This is a genomic window from Kribbella sp. NPDC050281 (assembly GCF_040655855.1).
Taxonomy (GTDB): domain Bacteria; phylum Actinomycetota; class Actinomycetes; order Propionibacteriales; family Kribbellaceae; genus Kribbella.
In genome coordinates, this window is sequence record NZ_JBFAKS010000027.1 from 116,822 (window position 1) to 130,365 (window position 13,544).

Annotated in this window: 15 protein-coding genes; 11 read left to right on the forward strand and 4 right to left on the reverse strand. The window is 67.7% G+C overall.

The window, feature by feature from the left end; genetic code table 11:
* Positions 1–136 precede the first annotated feature (136 nt).
* Both AB0I34_RS27250 and AB0I34_RS27255 read left to right on the forward strand, forming a co-directional pair.
* Complete coding sequence (locus AB0I34_RS27250) at positions 137–778, forward strand: DUF433 domain-containing protein (RefSeq protein ID WP_360450173.1); 642 nt, start codon at positions 137–139, stop codon at positions 776–778.
* Positions 756–1,151 (forward strand): hypothetical protein, encoded by a 396-nt coding sequence (locus tag AB0I34_RS27255; protein ID WP_360450176.1) that lies wholly within the window; start codon positions 756–758, stop codon positions 1,149–1,151. Before AB0I34_RS27250 ends, AB0I34_RS27255 begins: the two co-directional genes overlap by 23 nt.
* Before the next feature lie 6 nt (positions 1,152–1,157).
* On the opposite strand, the gene AB0I34_RS27260 is transcribed toward AB0I34_RS27255, so the two are convergent.
* Positions 1,158–1,979 carry a helix-turn-helix domain-containing protein gene (locus AB0I34_RS27260; protein ID WP_360450179.1) on the reverse strand — a complete coding sequence of 274 codons (822 nt, stop codon included), beginning with the start codon at positions 1,977–1,979 and terminating at the stop codon, positions 1,158–1,160.
* Between the two features lie 57 nt (positions 1,980–2,036).
* Here AB0I34_RS27260 and AB0I34_RS27265 point away from each other — a divergent pair, with 57 nt between their 5' ends.
* From AB0I34_RS27265 to AB0I34_RS27275, 3 genes are read left to right on the forward strand one after another with little or no spacing between them, the layout of a single operon-like run.
* Positions 2,037–2,522, forward strand: a complete 486-nt coding sequence (locus AB0I34_RS27265; protein ID WP_360450182.1) for a VOC family protein — start codon at positions 2,037–2,039, stop codon at positions 2,520–2,522.
* Positions 2,523–2,581: 59 nt separating this feature from the next.
* The gene (locus AB0I34_RS27270; RefSeq protein ID WP_360450184.1) at positions 2,582–3,277 is read left to right on the forward strand and encodes a phosphatase PAP2 family protein; all 696 of its coding nucleotides are present in this window, start codon (positions 2,582–2,584) and stop codon (positions 3,275–3,277) included.
* Complete coding sequence (locus tag AB0I34_RS27275) at positions 3,277–3,984, forward strand: phosphatase PAP2 family protein (RefSeq protein ID WP_360450187.1); 708 nt, start codon at positions 3,277–3,279, stop codon at positions 3,982–3,984. The genes AB0I34_RS27270 and AB0I34_RS27275 overlap by 1 nt, the downstream gene beginning before the upstream one ends.
* Here the strand turns inward: AB0I34_RS27275 and AB0I34_RS27280 are convergent.
* Entirely contained in the window at positions 3,969–4,778 is an 810-nt protein-coding gene (locus tag AB0I34_RS27280) for a DUF1206 domain-containing protein (protein WP_360450190.1), read from the reverse strand. The two genes, AB0I34_RS27275 and AB0I34_RS27280, sit on opposite strands and share 16 nt — an antisense overlap.
* Positions 4,779–4,854: 76 nt before the next feature.
* On the opposite strand from AB0I34_RS27280, the gene AB0I34_RS27285 reads away from it, so the two are divergent.
* Together AB0I34_RS27285 and AB0I34_RS27290 are read left to right on the forward strand one after the other, a co-directional pair.
* The gene (locus tag AB0I34_RS27285; RefSeq protein WP_360450193.1) at positions 4,855–5,808 is read left to right on the forward strand and encodes a diacylglycerol kinase family protein; all 954 of its coding nucleotides are present in this window, start codon (positions 4,855–4,857) and stop codon (positions 5,806–5,808) included.
* Between the two features lie 332 nt (positions 5,809–6,140).
* Positions 6,141–7,421, forward strand: coding sequence for an adenylosuccinate synthase (locus AB0I34_RS27290; RefSeq protein ID WP_360450196.1), 1,281 nt, complete (start codon positions 6,141–6,143; stop codon positions 7,419–7,421).
* Positions 7,422–7,488: 67 nt separating this feature from the next.
* On the opposite strand, the gene AB0I34_RS27295 is transcribed toward AB0I34_RS27290, so the two are convergent.
* Positions 7,489–9,432, reverse strand: coding sequence for a protein kinase (locus AB0I34_RS27295; RefSeq protein WP_360450199.1), 1,944 nt, complete (start codon positions 9,430–9,432; stop codon positions 7,489–7,491).
* A gap of 126 nt (positions 9,433–9,558) precedes the next feature.
* Here AB0I34_RS27295 and AB0I34_RS27300 point away from each other — a divergent pair, with 126 nt between their 5' ends.
* Together AB0I34_RS27300 and AB0I34_RS27305 are read left to right on the forward strand one after the other, a co-directional pair.
* Positions 9,559–9,879 (forward strand): DUF1330 domain-containing protein, encoded by a 321-nt coding sequence (locus tag AB0I34_RS27300; protein ID WP_360450202.1) that lies wholly within the window; start codon positions 9,559–9,561, stop codon positions 9,877–9,879.
* Between the two features lie 77 nt (positions 9,880–9,956).
* Positions 9,957–10,556, forward strand: a complete 600-nt coding sequence (locus AB0I34_RS27305; RefSeq protein ID WP_360450205.1) for a DJ-1/PfpI family protein — start codon at positions 9,957–9,959, stop codon at positions 10,554–10,556.
* On the opposite strand, the gene AB0I34_RS27310 is transcribed toward AB0I34_RS27305, so the two are convergent.
* A complete protein-coding gene (locus AB0I34_RS27310) occupies positions 10,553–11,257 on the reverse strand; it encodes an SDR family oxidoreductase (protein WP_360450208.1) in 705 nt (234 codons plus the stop codon). The two genes, AB0I34_RS27305 and AB0I34_RS27310, sit on opposite strands and share 4 nt — an antisense overlap.
* 91 nt (positions 11,258–11,348) lie before the next feature.
* Between AB0I34_RS27310 and AB0I34_RS27315 the strand changes: the two genes are divergently transcribed.
* Together AB0I34_RS27315 and AB0I34_RS27320 are read left to right on the forward strand one after the other, a co-directional pair.
* A complete protein-coding gene (locus tag AB0I34_RS27315; RefSeq protein ID WP_360450211.1) occupies positions 11,349–11,939 on the forward strand; it encodes a TetR/AcrR family transcriptional regulator in 591 nt (196 codons plus the stop codon).
* Between the two features lie 294 nt (positions 11,940–12,233).
* On the forward strand, positions 12,234–13,433 hold the full coding sequence (locus AB0I34_RS27320) for an alginate lyase family protein (RefSeq protein ID WP_360450214.1): 1,200 nt from the start codon (positions 12,234–12,236) through the stop codon (positions 13,431–13,433).
* The last annotated feature ends 111 nt before the right edge of the window (positions 13,434–13,544 follow it).

Here is a 13,544-nt window from a genome sequence, read left to right on the forward strand (position 1 = left end):
GGCGTCTCCTACGCCGCGTGCCGAGTGGTCCATCGAACTGTGTCGGTCGCGACTGCGAGACTGTCACTGGTCGAGGATTGCATTGCGAGGCTCGGTCGGAGATAGGCTCGGAAGGCCAAGCTCAGAGAGGGGTGCGATGACGGACATCTACACCACGCCGCTCCTTACCGCGCGAGAGACGGCGCGCTATCTCAAGATGCCTGAGTCAACCCTGGATAACTGGCTGTCGGACAACTCAGGGGCGTCGCTGGTACATGCGGTCAGGCCAGAGCGGAGGGGCTGGCCCAGGGTTCCGTTCGTCGGGATCATCGAGGCCTACGTACTGCGAACCCTGCGTGATGAACTCGGCTTCTCAATGCCGACCGTCAGGCGGGCGGCCGACTTGGTGAGGTCTGAGTTTGCGGATGCGTATGCCTTGGCGAGCGAGCGGATTGCAACAGACGGCATCGAACTGTTCGTGAGAGTGGCCGACGAGTCCTTGGTGCGCGCGCCGGACCGCCAAGGTGCGTTCCCCGAGGTTCTTGCGGACTATCTGAGGTACATCAGCTGGGATGCCGCCGGAGCCCCTGAACGTCTCAGGCTGCCGCAGTATCCGTCAGAGGCCGAGGTGGTCATTGACCCACGGTTCGGCTGGGGCGCACCTGTGCTGGCCAAGAGCAAGGTTCCGGTCGAGGCGATGGTCTCCCTGTGGAGGACGGGCGAGCCCATCAGCGTCGTGGCCGAGGAGTACGAACTCCCCGCGGATGTAGTCGAGAATGTCCTCCGCCAGGCCGCCTGAGTTCTTCTTCGATCGAAGTCTCGGGAAGGCATCGGCGAATCGTCTCCGTGATCATGGCTGGACGGTGCACCTCATCGCAGAGTTCTATCCCGATGATGCAGCTGACATTGCCGATGAAGAGTGGATCGCCGAGGGTTGCTCGCGCGGCTGGGTCCTGCTCACGAAGGACAAGAAGATCCGCTACCGTGCCCGCGAGCTAGAGGCGTTGGACCGTGGGAATCTCTTCTGCCTGGCCTCAGGCAACCTGACCCTTGATCAGATGGCGCAACGCTTCGTAGACGCTGAGGCCGCCATCTTGAGGGCAACCGCCAGAAGCTCTGTCGGGTTCTGGCACGTCCTCGATCGCGGTCGTGTCACCAAGATGTGGCCGTAGGCTTGCTCAGGGTTGGTAGGTGATTTGGCGTTCGGCTGCGGCTCGGGCGGCGTATTCGGCTGGGGTCAGGCCGATTTGTTGCTTGAACTCCTTGGAGAAGTGGGCCTGGTCGAAGTAGCCGAGGGAGGCGGACAGTTCCGCGAGCTCGGCTGCCTCGCCCTGTGCCAGGAGCTCGGCGCCGTCGTGCAGGCGGTAGCGGCGGAGCACCCACTTCGGGCCGACGCCGACGTACCGGCGGAAGAGTCGCTGCAGGGTGCGGATCGGGATGTCGAACTGCTCAGTGATCTGGTCCACCCGGGCCACTGAGCGGTCGGCCGACATCGCGGTCACGATCTCGCGGACCAGCTCGTACGACGGGTCCGGGGGAGCCAGGTGATCGCGCAGGAACGCCTCGAACACCGCTCGCCGTCGTACGTCGGACTCCTCGGCGAACATCAGGTCCGCGAGCCGGTCGCCGTCCGGGAACACGGCCGTCAGCGGCAGCACCTGGTCGCGGAACGACGCCACGTCCAGTCCGGTCACCGCACCGAACCCACCGGCCCAGAACTTCACCCCGAACGCTCGCCCGCGGCCGACCAGCTCACGCTCGAACTTGCGGGTGCAGATGCCGTTGACGAACGCACCACCGGGCTGCTCGAAGGTGACGTTGACACTCGGGAACGGCAGCACCTCGGCCGTGTACGGCTCGTCGAGGTCCCACTCGACGATCCAGTACCACTCGACGAAGCGGCCGACCTCGGGCCCTGCGGCGAGGCGGTGGAGCGAGCGGTGCCGGGCCTGCTCACGCGGATGCAGGATGCCCTTCTCGCTCTCCGGCGGAGTCGTCACCAGTGGCTGTCGCTTTCTTACAAGACCGGTACAGCGGTCAACGGATTGACTACCGACATGACGGAGAACACGGTAAACCCCATCCCCGACGGTTATCACTCGCTGACCCCCTACCTCGCCGTGGCGGACGGGCCGAAGGCGATCGAGTTCTACCAGTCGGTGTTCGGGGCCGAGGTGATCAGCCGGCAGGACATGCCGGACGGGCGGCTCGGACAGGCGGAGCTGAAGTTCGGGAACTCGATGCTGCAGCTGAGCGACCAGATGCCGCAGATCGGGCTGCAGGCACCGAACGGCGAGTGGGTGCACTCCTCGCTGGTCCACTACGTGCCCGACGTGGACGCGACGTACGCGAAGGCGGTCGCGGCCGGGGCGAAGCCGGTGGAGGAGGTGCAGACGTTCATGACCGGAGACCGCTTCGGCACCGTGATCGACCCGTTCGGCCACCGCTGGGCGATCCTGACAAAGGTCGAAAACGTGTCCCCGGAGGAGGCCGACCGCCGGGTGAAGGAATGGCTGGCCTCCAACCCGGAGGAGCTGCAGTAGGCGGTCCGGGGGCGCGCTGACCTGCGAGCTCAAGCCGCCGACGGTGCAAGGATGCCGTCATGGACCCCGCCGCCGTCTCCCCCTGGCGCCGACTGACGCGGGCGGTCGTCTACGCGGTTGTCGTCGCTGTCCCGCTGGCGATGCTGGCGTTCCTCGTCCGCACCAAGTACGACCCGCTGGTGACCCTCGATGAGGACCTCATCGTCGCCGCAACCGACTACACACGCGGCCACCCACGGTTCCGGTCGTTCGTCGAGGCGTGGGAGCTGATCAGCCAGCCCTGGGTGATGTTCCTGGTCCTGGGCCTGCCCGTGACCCTCTACGTCTGGTTCGTCAAGCACCTGCGGACGCGGGCCTGGTGGGCGTTGGCGACGATGGCCGCCGGCTGGGTGATCGCGGCCGTGCTGAAGCTTCTCGTACGCCGTGCCCGCCCCGAGATCGAGGACCCGTTCGCCCAGCACGCCGGATTCTCCTTCCCCTCCGGTCACGCCACCAACAACGCCATCGTCGTCACCGTGGTCGTGCTGTTGATATGGCCCCTGGTGGGTACCGGTATCCGGAGGCTGCTGGTCGGCCTCGGTGCGGTCTGGGTGATCGTGACGTGTGCCGACAGGCTCTTTGCGGGCGCCCACTTCCTGTCCGACGTCACTGCCGGTGTGCTGCTCGGGTGCGGGCTGACGGCCGCGTCGTACGCGGGCTACCTGGGCTGGAGGCCGCCAACCCCCACCGACAGCACGACGGAAGGTTCAGACTGATGGCGTTCCTCACCCGCTGGCAGGACGACACGTCCCGACCCACCGCCAAGGAGGCGGGCCGTGACCTGGTGGTCCGCGCACTGGCCCCTCTGGTGGTGTGGTGGTTGGTCGTGGTCGGGATCGGGTGGCTCCTCACCGACGGCCCGCTCAAGGAGCTGGGCGTCTCCGAGGACAGCGTCAGCAAGAGCTTGGAGTCGTCACGCGCGGCGTTCGGTGATGCGGTCACCCTGTTCTTCTCGTGGACGGGCGCGACGGTCAGCATCATCGGCGTGTGCCTGGTCGTGGTCGTGCTGGTCTGGCGGCGGACCAAGCAGTGGTGGTTCGCGGTCGTGCCGCTCATCGCGATCAGCCTGCAGGGGCTGGTCTTCTTCTTCACCCAGCTCCTCATCGTCCGCCAGCGCCCCGACGTCGAGAAGCTGGACAACTCGGCGCCGACCTCCAGCTTCCCGAGCGGGCACACCGGTGCCGCGACCGCGCTGTACTTCACGCTGGGGCTGATGGCCCTGCGGATCACGAACCCGGTGCTCCGCAGCGTGGTGGCCGGCGTGTGCCTGGCGATCCCGTTCCTCGTCGCGACGGCACGGCTCTACCGGGGCATGCACTTCGTCAGCGACGTGGTGGTGGCCATCGTCAACGGCTCGGTGGCGGCCCTGCTCGCCTGGTGCTGGCTGCGTCGCGGCGATGTGGAGGATCAGACGCGCGCGTAGCGGGCACGCGCGAAGGAGTACACGCCGTACGCCGCCAGGCCGAGCGCGATGCCGAGCAGAATGACCGTGCCGGCGGGCAGGTCCCGCATCGACCGGAGGCCCCCGTCCAGGCCGGTCGCCTTGCCCGCCCGCTGCTGGATCGCGGCCGTGATGAACAGGACGCCCACGGCCGCCAGTGCGATGCCCTTGCCGATGTAGCCGACCCTGGCGACGAGGACCACCGACCGGCCCGGGTGCTCCTGCAGGTCCCCGAGGAACCGTTTCCGCCAGCCCTTGTCCACGTGGTAGGCGGCGATGCCGATGACGGCGACGCCGACCAGACCGACGAGCACCCGGCCACCCGGTGCCTCCATCAGGGTTACCGTGAATTCCTTGGTCTGCTGATTGGTCGACGTACGACCGCCCGAGGCGAACGTGAAGGACGTCCAGGCGAGCGCGCCGTACAGCACGAGCTTGCCGCCGGCCTTCGCCTTGTCCGACGCCTCGTGCCGGACGACGAGCTCGGTGAGCTGCCAGAGGGCGAGCAGGGTGAACCCAGCCGCGATCACCCAGAGCAGGACCTGTCCCACCGGCTCCTCGGCGAGTGTCGCCAGCGCCCCCGACTGGCTCGCTTCCTGTCCGCCACGGCCGAGAGCGATCCGTGCGGTCAGGTAGGCGATCAGCAGGTGCAGGACGCCGCTGGCGCCGTAGCCGAGGCGAGCCCCCCACTCGACCACGGGATGGTCACCGGCCTTGGCTGCGGCCCTCTTCGCCTCGTCGCTCACGTCGCCGGCCCGATCGCCGCTGCTGTTCATGATGTTCTCCCCTCACCTACGGGTACCCAGCCACCGTCGCTGGTATGCCTCGCAGGCGCCGTGCAACAGTACGCGGGTGAAAACTAAGGGTCCTGAGGTCGTCGTCGTCGTCAACCCGACGAAGGTCGACCTCGCCGACGTGCGCGAGGTTCTCCAGGACGCGGCCACCGCGGCGGGCGTCGAGGCGCCGACGCTGGTCGAGACGACCGAGGACGATCCCGGCTTCGGCCAGACGCGCGAGGCCGTTCGCGACGGCGCCGGTCTGGTGTGCGCCCTCGGGGGCGACGGGACCGTGCGGGCGGTGGCGCAGGAGCTCGTCGGCACCGGTGTCGCGCTCGGTCTCCTTCCAGGCGGTACCGGGAACCTGCTGGCCCGCAACCTCGGCCTCCCGGTCGACTCCCTGGCCGAGGCGGCCGCCGCGGCCTTCTCCGGCCAGGACCGCACGATCGACGTCGGATGGTTGGTCGTCGACCCCGATGAGAGCCAGCGCGCTGGTGACCTGCGCACCGGCGCGGACAACGTCCACTGCTTCACCGTCATGGCCGGGCTCGGTTTCGACGCCCAGATCATGAATGACGCGCCCGAGGGCGTGAAGGACAAGGCCGGCTGGGCGGCGTACGTCGCCAGCGGCGGCACGCACCTGAAAGACGACCCGTTCGCGGTCGACCTGGTGGTGGATGGGCGCACCGCGGCCGCCGGCCAGGCCCGCACGGTCGTGGTCGGCAACTGCGGCGAGCTCACCGGCGGCATGGTGCTGCTGCCCGATGCCGAGGTCGATGATGGCCGGCTGGACGTGGCGACGGTCAGCCCCGAGAGCCTGACCGAGTGGATCGGGGTGGCCTCGCGGGTGCTGGCCGAGCGGGGCGACGGTCCGTCGCTCCAGCGTGATCGGGGTCGTGACCTCACGGTGCGAGTCGACCCACCACAGCTGTGCGAGGTCGACGGTGACGTGCTTACCGAGGCAGGCTGGCTGCGCTTCGCGGTGCAGTCGGCCTGCCTCGTCGTACGCGTCGGACGAGACAGCGCCTGACCGCACGACGACTGTTCTCGTCAGAGAACGAGACAGCGGCCCGCCGGAACCGTCCCCTGCGGCAGTTTCGGCGGGCCGCTGACTAAGAGTGTGCACGCGATCACGCTGAATGGCAAGCCGTCGATTGATGAAACAGCTACTTGAAGTGAGCGTTTCAAGACGGTGAGCAGTAGGCCGGCCAGTGGACCGGGGTCCGGTAGGCTTTGGTCGCAAGAGCCTGGATGCGTTGCCGGATGAATGTCCGGTGAACGTCTCCGGGCTTCACCGTTTCCAGCGTCCGGCAGTCGCGCAGTCGTGAGGCCGTCAGCCGGCGCGTGAAGAGGAGGGCTGAGATGCCCGCAATCGTGCTCGTCGGCGCCCAGTGGGGCGATGAGGGCAAAGGCAAGGCGACCGATCTGCTCGGCAACACGGGCGAGGTCATCGACTATGTGGTCAAGTTCAACGGCGGCAACAACGCCGGCCACACGATCGTGATCGGCTCCGAGAAATACGCGCTGCACCTGCTGCCGAGCGGGATCCTGACTCCCGGCGTCACCCCGGTGATCGGCAACGGCGTGGTGATCGACCTCAACGTGCTGTTCGAGGAGCTCGACGCGCTGCAGGCCCGCGGACTCGACACCTCGCGGCTCGTGGTCAGCGCCGGTGCGCACCTGATCCCGCCGTACAACCGGACCCTCGACAAGGTGACCGAGCGTTTCCTCGGCAGCCGCCGGATCGGCACCACCGGCCGCGGCATCGGGCCGACGTACGCGGACAAGATGAACCGGATCGGCATCCGGGTCCAGGACCTGTACGACGAGAAGATCCTCGAGCAGAAGGTCACCGGCGCGCTGGAGCAGAAGAACCAGCTGCTCGTGAAGGTCTACAACCGGCGCGCGGTCGAGATCTCCGAGGTGCTGGACGAACTGCTTGGGTACGCCGAACGCCTCCGGCCGATGGTGGCCGACACCAGCCTGCTGCTGAACAAGGCGCTGGACGACGGCAAGACGGTGCTGATGGAGGCCGGTCAGGCGACGCTGCTGGACGTCGACCACGGGACGTATCCGTTCGTCACGTCGTCCAACGCGATCTCCGCCGGTGCGTGCACGGGTGCCGGCATCCCGCCGACCCGGATCGATCGCGTGATGGCGGTCGTGAAGGCCTACACGACTCGCGTCGGCGAGGGTCCGTTCCCGACGGAGCTGCTGGACGCGGACGGCGAGTGGCTGCGGCAGCAGGGCGCGGAGTTCGGTACGACGACCGGCCGGCCGCGCCGCTGTGGCTGGTACGACGCGGTCATCGCCCGGTACGCCGCCCGCGTGAACGGCGTCTCCGATTTCGTCCTCACCAAGCTGGACACCCTGACCGGCCGCGACAAGATCCCGGTCTGCGTCGCGTACGACGTGAACGGCGTACGGCATGAGGAGATGCCGATGACGCAGACGGACTTCCACCACGCGGTCCCGGTCTACGAGGAGTTCGACGGCTGGTCCGACGACATCACCGGCTGCCGCACCTTCGAAGATCTGCCGAAGCAGGCCCAGACCTACGTCCGCGCCGTCGAGTCCCTCAGCGGCGCCCGCATCTCCGCCATCGGAGTAGGCCCCGAACGAACCCAGATCATCCAGCCCTGACGCAGCTTGTGCCGGCCGCCCCGCTCGTCGGGGTGGCCGGTGCTGTTCTCAGCGGCCAATGCTGTTCTCAGCGGCCTATGAAGGGGAGGTCTCGGATGAAGGGGGCGTCTCGGAGGTCGTTGAGGGTGGGGCGGTCGATGGTGGGGGTTTCGATGGGGGTGCGGGCCCAGGTGGAACCTTCGCCCTGAGTGGCTTGGTAGAAGGTGAGTACGCCGATCGCCAGGAGTACGGCGGCGATGGTTGCGGACAGCCAGTGCCGGCGGAAGGTGTTGCGGGCGGCGATGTGGGCTCCGCGGCGGAGTGAAGTGCCGCCGGGGCCCCACCAGGCAGTGACCAGTGCGGTGAGTGCGGCGGAACCGAAGCCGAAGGCTGACAGCGGCTGCCAATCCAGATCGTTGGCTGTGGCGAGCACTCCGGTCACGACAACCCCGACAACACCGCCGATGACGACGGGCAGGATCAGGCACGGCAGTGTGACCAGACCCGCCATGACCAGCTGCAACGGTGTGGACGCTGCGGCGACCACACTGTCGGAGCGGCCGGACCGACCGCGCATCTGACGGCGTCGCATCAGCGCAGTACTCGATCGGTCGACGGTCCGCGCGATCACGAACAGCACGATGGTGATGAGCGAACCCAGACCCGGGTAGAGCGCGATCAGCCCGGTCAGCGCCACCATCAACCCGACGATGACCGCAGTACGCTTCCCGGTCGGCGGAGTCTTCTCCGGCCGAGGCGCCTGCGGCTGCGGCGAACGCTCCTGCGGCCCAGGCTGCTGGTACGGCGGTCCGCCCTGCTGGTACGGCGCCGGCACGGGACTCTGCTGCTGGTACGGCGAGGGCGCCCCGTAGTACGGCGCGACGTCCTGTGGACCGCTCTGATACGGCAATGGCATCGCTGCAGGTGGCGCCGCGGTAGGCGCCGGGCTGTAGTTCACCGGGTGAACCGGCGGGGAAGCCGTCGGCAACGGCTGAGCCGCCTTCTTGGCTGCAGCAGCTTCACGCAGCTTGTCGCGGATCGGAGCGAACGCCGACAGCGGCGGAATCACCGACGGCACGAGCTCCGCCACGTCAGTGGGTGAGTGCTCGTCCGACGGCATCTCACGAGTCATCAGCGCGGTCGGCGGGTTCAGGTGCACCGTCTCGGGCGCGGGCGTTTCTCGCGTCGGCAACGCGTCGCGGCCCTCGGCGTACCGGTTGAGCCCTTCCATGATCTCGACCTGCGTCGGCCGGTCGTTCTTGTCGGGTGCGAGCGCCGCGGCGAGCAGTGGCTTCAGCCGCGGGTCGAGTCCGTCCAGATCGGCCTGCCCGCTGTGCACCCGATGGAGCACAGCCTCGAACGGTCCCTTGCCGAACGGCCGCCGTCCGGTGGCCGCGAACGCCACAGTGGCCGCCCAGCCCCACCAGTCCGCCGACTCCGACACCATCTCGCCCGCGATGAGCTCCGGTGCGAGGTAGCCCGGCGTACCGATCACCAGGCCGGTCTGGGTGAGCCGCAGGTCGTCCGCCGCCTGCGCGATGCCGAAGTCGATCATCACCGGCTTGCCGTTGAACATCATCACGTTGCCGGGCTTGAGGTCGCGGTGGATCACGCCGACCAGGTGGATCGCCTGCAGCGACTCCGCCAGGCATCCGGCCAGCGGCAGCCACTTGCGCGGGGTCAGCGGCCCGCGTTCGTCGACCTGCTCGTCCAGCGGGCGCCCCGGCACGAACCGGGTCACCAGATAGGCCTGGTCGCCCTCCAGGTCGTGGTCGAGGATGCCGGCCACGCCGGGGTGACTCACCTTCTGCAGTGTGGTCGCTTCACGCTGCAACCGGGCCCGTGCGATCGGGTCGTGCGCGACGTGCGGGCGCAGTACCTTGAGCGCGACCTCCTGGCGCTCGGGTCCTTCGGCCAGGTAGACGACACCCATGCCGCCCTGTCCGAGCCGCCGGATTAACCGGTACGGCCCGACCCGCTCTTCCCCCACCTCCTCGACAGGCGCGGAAGGCGGTCCCCCTGTGGCTGACATGCCATCTACGGTACGTCGGCAGCAGACCAAGCAGGCGGGATGACGTCTGAGGTAATCGTCTCGATTCGGCTTCTGCCGGAGGCTTGTCGCATCGGAATCGTCCGAAAGAATGAGGAGACAGTCACCATGACGGCGTACGCCATCGCCTACCTGCGCAACATCACGTTCGGCGCGGACATCATCGAGTACCTGCACCGCGTCGACGCGACGCTGGCGCCGTACGACGGGCACTTCATCGTGCACGGCGACGACGCGGAGCCGATCGAGGGCGAGTGGAGCGGCGCTCCGATCGTGATCGAGTTCCCCGACTACGACCGGCTGCTCGGCTGGTACGACTCGCCGGCGTACCGGGAGATCCTGCACCTGCGCACCGACAACTCCGACAGCACCGTCATCTTCGTCAAGGGGTGCGGTCGCGACCACAAGGCCACCGACGTGCTGGTCTGATCTTCGTGGCCAGATCCTTGCGAACACCGTCGTCTCGGCCACTGGCTGACGTCGTGGCCGGACGGTTGGGTGGAGGCATGCGAATCGAGATGCTGGTGTTCGACGGTGTGGACGAGATGGACGTGATGGGTCCGTTCGAGGTCTGGAGTCATGCCCGGCGGCGGCCGGAGTTCGATATGGCGCTGGTCGGTCTGGACGGTCCGGTCGAGGTGACCGGGCTGCATGGCCTGCAGTTCAAGGCGCCGGAGGGCCTCCGTACTCCGGACGCACTCTTCGTCCCCGGCGGCGGATGGATGAACCGGGCCGAGACCGGCTCGTGGGCCGAGGCGCGGCGCGGAGTGATGACGGCGAGGATCGCCGAACTCGCGCCGACCCTCAGCCTGATCACCTCGGTCTGCACCGGCGCGATGCTGCTCGCCGAGGCCGGGTTGCTGAAGGGCCGCCCGGCCACCACGAACCGCGGCGCCTGGGCCGAACTGGAGGCGTTCGGCGCGGACCTCAAGACGAACCGCGTCGTCGACGACGGCGACCTGATCACCGCCGGCGGCGTCACCTCCGGCATCGACCTCGCCCTGTACGTCGTCGAGCGGGTGTGCGGAGCGGATGTCGCCGACGGGATCGCGGGCGCACTGGAGTACACCCGCGACCGGGACGTCTATGTTGCCTCAGGCAACTAGGCCTGGACGAGCTCCGGGTAGAGAGCGGTCAGGTCTCCGGAGATCGCAGCCTTCGCGCCGCGCGCGGTGTCGTCGGCGAGCACCTCGTGGGCGCCGGACTCGACACCGTCGAGTGCCTGCTTGGCGATGTCCTCCGGCCGGGACTTCGGTGCCGTGACGGCAGCGGCCATGTCGGTGTCGACGTACCCCATGTGCAGACCGGTGACGTCGATGCCTCGGCCGAGCAGTTCGAGGCGGATCGCGTTGGTCTGCAGCCAGAACGCGGCCTTGGTGGCGGAGTAGGCGCCGTGCCGCGCGACCCAGGACAGCGCCGAGTGCGCGTTCAGGATGTGGCCGCCGCCGTTGCGCTCGATGATCGGGACGAACGCCTTGGTCAGCTCGAGCGGGCCGAAGAAGTTCGCCTCGAAGACCGCGCGGATGTCGTCGATCGGCGCATCCAGGTAGGTGTCCGGGGAGCTGGCGCCGGCGTTGTTGATCAGCACCGTGACATCGGGTGCGGCCGCGGCCAGTGCGTCGATCGAGGTCTGGTCGGTGATCTCCAGCGGCAGCGGGACCACGCGTGGGTCGGTGCTCGGCTTGGGGGTGCGCGCGGTCGCGTAGACCTTCGCCACGCCGCGGTCGAGCAGGTCGTCGACGATCGCCTTGCCGATACCGCGCTGGCCGCCGGTGACCAGGACGACGGCGCCTTCGAGTGTGGTCATGTCGCTGCTCCTGAGGGTTGGAAACCGATCTGTTTCCATGACTGTAAACCGATCGGTTTCTGAAATCAAATCCAGCCGGTACCCTCGTTGCATGACCACCTCGGCGACACCCCGCGAACGCCTCCTCGAGGCCGCGGGCGAACTTTTCTACCGCGACGGCGTCAACATCGGAGTGGACGCGCTGTGCAAGGCGGCCGGGGTGTCGAAGAAGTCGATGTACCAGCTGTTCCGTTCCAAGGACGAGCTGATCGCGGAGAGCCTGGCCAGCCGCGGCCCGTCGTACCAGGCGTTGCTGCATCCGGGGCCGGAGGACGAGCGGCCGGCCCGGGACCGGATCCTGACGGTGTTCGAGCGGCAGGACGAATTGGTTGCCCGGGGCGACTTCCTGGGCTGTCCCTACGTCAGTACGGCGGTCGAGCTGAAGAACCCGGAGCACCCGGGCTCGGTGGTCGCCCGGCACTTCAAGCAGCACCTGACCGACTTCTTCCACCGTGAGCTGGTGAAGGCCGGTGCCGAGGATCCGGGCACGCTGGCGATCCAGCTGACGATGATCTTCGATGGCGCCAGCGCCAGGGCGGTCGTCCGCGCCCAGGACCTGGGTGGCATCGGCGTACTCACCGCTGCCGCGCTGCTTGACGCGGCCGGTGTGCGTTCGACCGAGCTGGCGACCCAGGCGGGCTGAGCCCACACGGCCGCCGCAAGGCGTCGGTCGCGGCGGAGGCGGTGGGGGGTTACGGAGGGTAGTGCCGGGGCGGCCATGACTGCGGTTCCGACGGTCAGGAACTGGTGTCGTTTCGTGGGACAAATCCTCACTTTGTTCCACTGAGCTGGGAAGAGTCGTTCGGCTGTTCCACGGTGATTTCGTACCTGCTGGGATATTGACGTGCTCACCGTCCGTCGTCAAACTTTCGAAAAGACCCTGCGCTAGTGGGGGAAGCGCAGGTGTCTACCGCCCCGAAGAACAGGACATCCGCCCATGCGAAAGAAACCCCTGGTCCTGGCTGCTGCCTGTGCAGCTCTGGTCGCCGCGACACTCAGCAGTCCAGCAGTTGCCGCTTCGAAAGCCGAGCCCAGTGCCGTGCAGGCGCCCGCGACGTTCACCCACCCAGGCGTCGGATCGAGCCAGGCCCAGCTGGACTTCGTCCGGGCCAAGGTGCAGGCCGGCGCCCAGCCATGGACGAACGCGTTCAACCAGGCCAAGAACAGTTCCTACGCGTCCTTGTCCCGTACGCCGAAGCCGCGCGCGGTGGTCGAGTGTGGGTCGTACTCGGACCCGAACTACGGGTGCACCGACGAGCGTGAGGACGCGATCGCGGCGTACACGGACGCGCTGCTGTGGTATCTCACCCGCGACGATCGCTATGCACAGAAGGCGATTCAGCTGATGGACGCGTGGTCGGCGACGATCCGCGACCACACCAACAGCAACGCTCCACTGCAGACCGCGTGGTCGGCGTCGTCGTGGCCGAAGGCCGCGGAGATCATCAAGCGCGTGTACGGCAACTGGCCGAACGCGGGCCGCTTCGCGACAATGCTGCGCAACGTCTATCTGCCCGAGATCATCAACGGCTCGAACTCCAACGGGAACTGGGAGTTGAGCATGACCGAGGCGATCCAGGGCATCGGCGTGTTCCTCGACGACCAGGCCGTGTACGACAAGGGGATCGCGTTGTTCCGGCTCCGCGTGCCGGCGTACGTGTACCTGGAGTCCGACGGTGCTTTGCCGAAGACGGTGCCGAGCCAGAACCTCGACACCCGCGACAAGATCATCAACTACTGGCAGAAGCAGAGCACGTTCGTGACCGGTCTGACTCAGGAGACCTGTCGCGACTTCGTTCACACCGGTTACGGCATCTCGTCGATCTCGCACGTACTGGAGACTGCGCGGATCCAGGGCATCGACATGTACCCGGAGTTCGGTGAGCGGCTGCGGCAGGCGCTCGGTTTCCAGTCCAAGTGGGAGCGCAACCTCGAGCCGGTCCCGTCCTGGCTGTGCACGGGCACGCTGAAGCGCGGTCTCGGCCCGATCACCGAGGTCGGGTTCAACGCGCTGCACACCCGGCTCGGGATCGCGATGACCAACACCCAGGTCATCACCGAGTCCCGCCGTCCGGCCGGGTCGAACAACCTCTTCGTCGCGTGGGAGACCCTCACGCACGCGGAGAACCCAGCCTGACAAGCTTCCGGGAGGGCTGAACCCATCTGCCCTTCAGCTCTCCCGGATCACCACCTGGCGCACCACGCCCCAGAAAGGGCCCGACCCCTGGGGATATAATAACACGGGCCC

Bases quoted from the DNA above. Each gene is read 5' to 3' on its own strand.
- AB0I34_RS27250 (WP_360450173.1), top strand. From the start codon at position 137: ATGACGGACATCTACACCACGCCGCTCCTTACCGCGCGAGAGACGGCG.
- AB0I34_RS27255 (WP_360450176.1), top strand. From the start codon at position 756: ATGTCCTCCGCCAGGCCGCCTGAGTTCTTCTTCGATCGAAGTCTCGGG.
- AB0I34_RS27265 (WP_360450182.1), top strand. From the start codon at position 2,037: ATGACGGAGAACACGGTAAACCCCATCCCCGACGGTTATCACTCGCTG.
- AB0I34_RS27270 (WP_360450184.1), top strand. From the start codon at position 2,582: ATGGACCCCGCCGCCGTCTCCCCCTGGCGCCGACTGACGCGGGCGGTC.
- AB0I34_RS27275 (WP_360450187.1), top strand. From the start codon at position 3,277: ATGGCGTTCCTCACCCGCTGGCAGGACGACACGTCCCGACCCACCGCC.
- AB0I34_RS27280 (WP_360450190.1), bottom strand. From the start codon at position 4,778: ATGAACAGCAGCGGCGATCGGGCCGGCGACGTGAGCGACGAGGCGAAG.
- AB0I34_RS27290 (WP_360450196.1), top strand. From the start codon at position 6,141: ATGCCCGCAATCGTGCTCGTCGGCGCCCAGTGGGGCGATGAGGGCAAA.
- AB0I34_RS27295 (WP_360450199.1), bottom strand. From the start codon at position 9,432: ATGTCAGCCACAGGGGGACCGCCTTCCGCGCCTGTCGAGGAGGTGGGG.
- AB0I34_RS27300 (WP_360450202.1), top strand. From the start codon at position 9,559: ATGACGGCGTACGCCATCGCCTACCTGCGCAACATCACGTTCGGCGCG.
- AB0I34_RS27305 (WP_360450205.1), top strand. From the start codon at position 9,957: ATGCGAATCGAGATGCTGGTGTTCGACGGTGTGGACGAGATGGACGTG.
- AB0I34_RS27310 (WP_360450208.1), bottom strand. From the start codon at position 11,257: ATGACCACACTCGAAGGCGCCGTCGTCCTGGTCACCGGCGGCCAGCGC.
- AB0I34_RS27315 (WP_360450211.1), top strand. From the start codon at position 11,349: ATGACCACCTCGGCGACACCCCGCGAACGCCTCCTCGAGGCCGCGGGC.
- AB0I34_RS27320 (WP_360450214.1), top strand. From the start codon at position 12,234: ATGCGAAAGAAACCCCTGGTCCTGGCTGCTGCCTGTGCAGCTCTGGTC.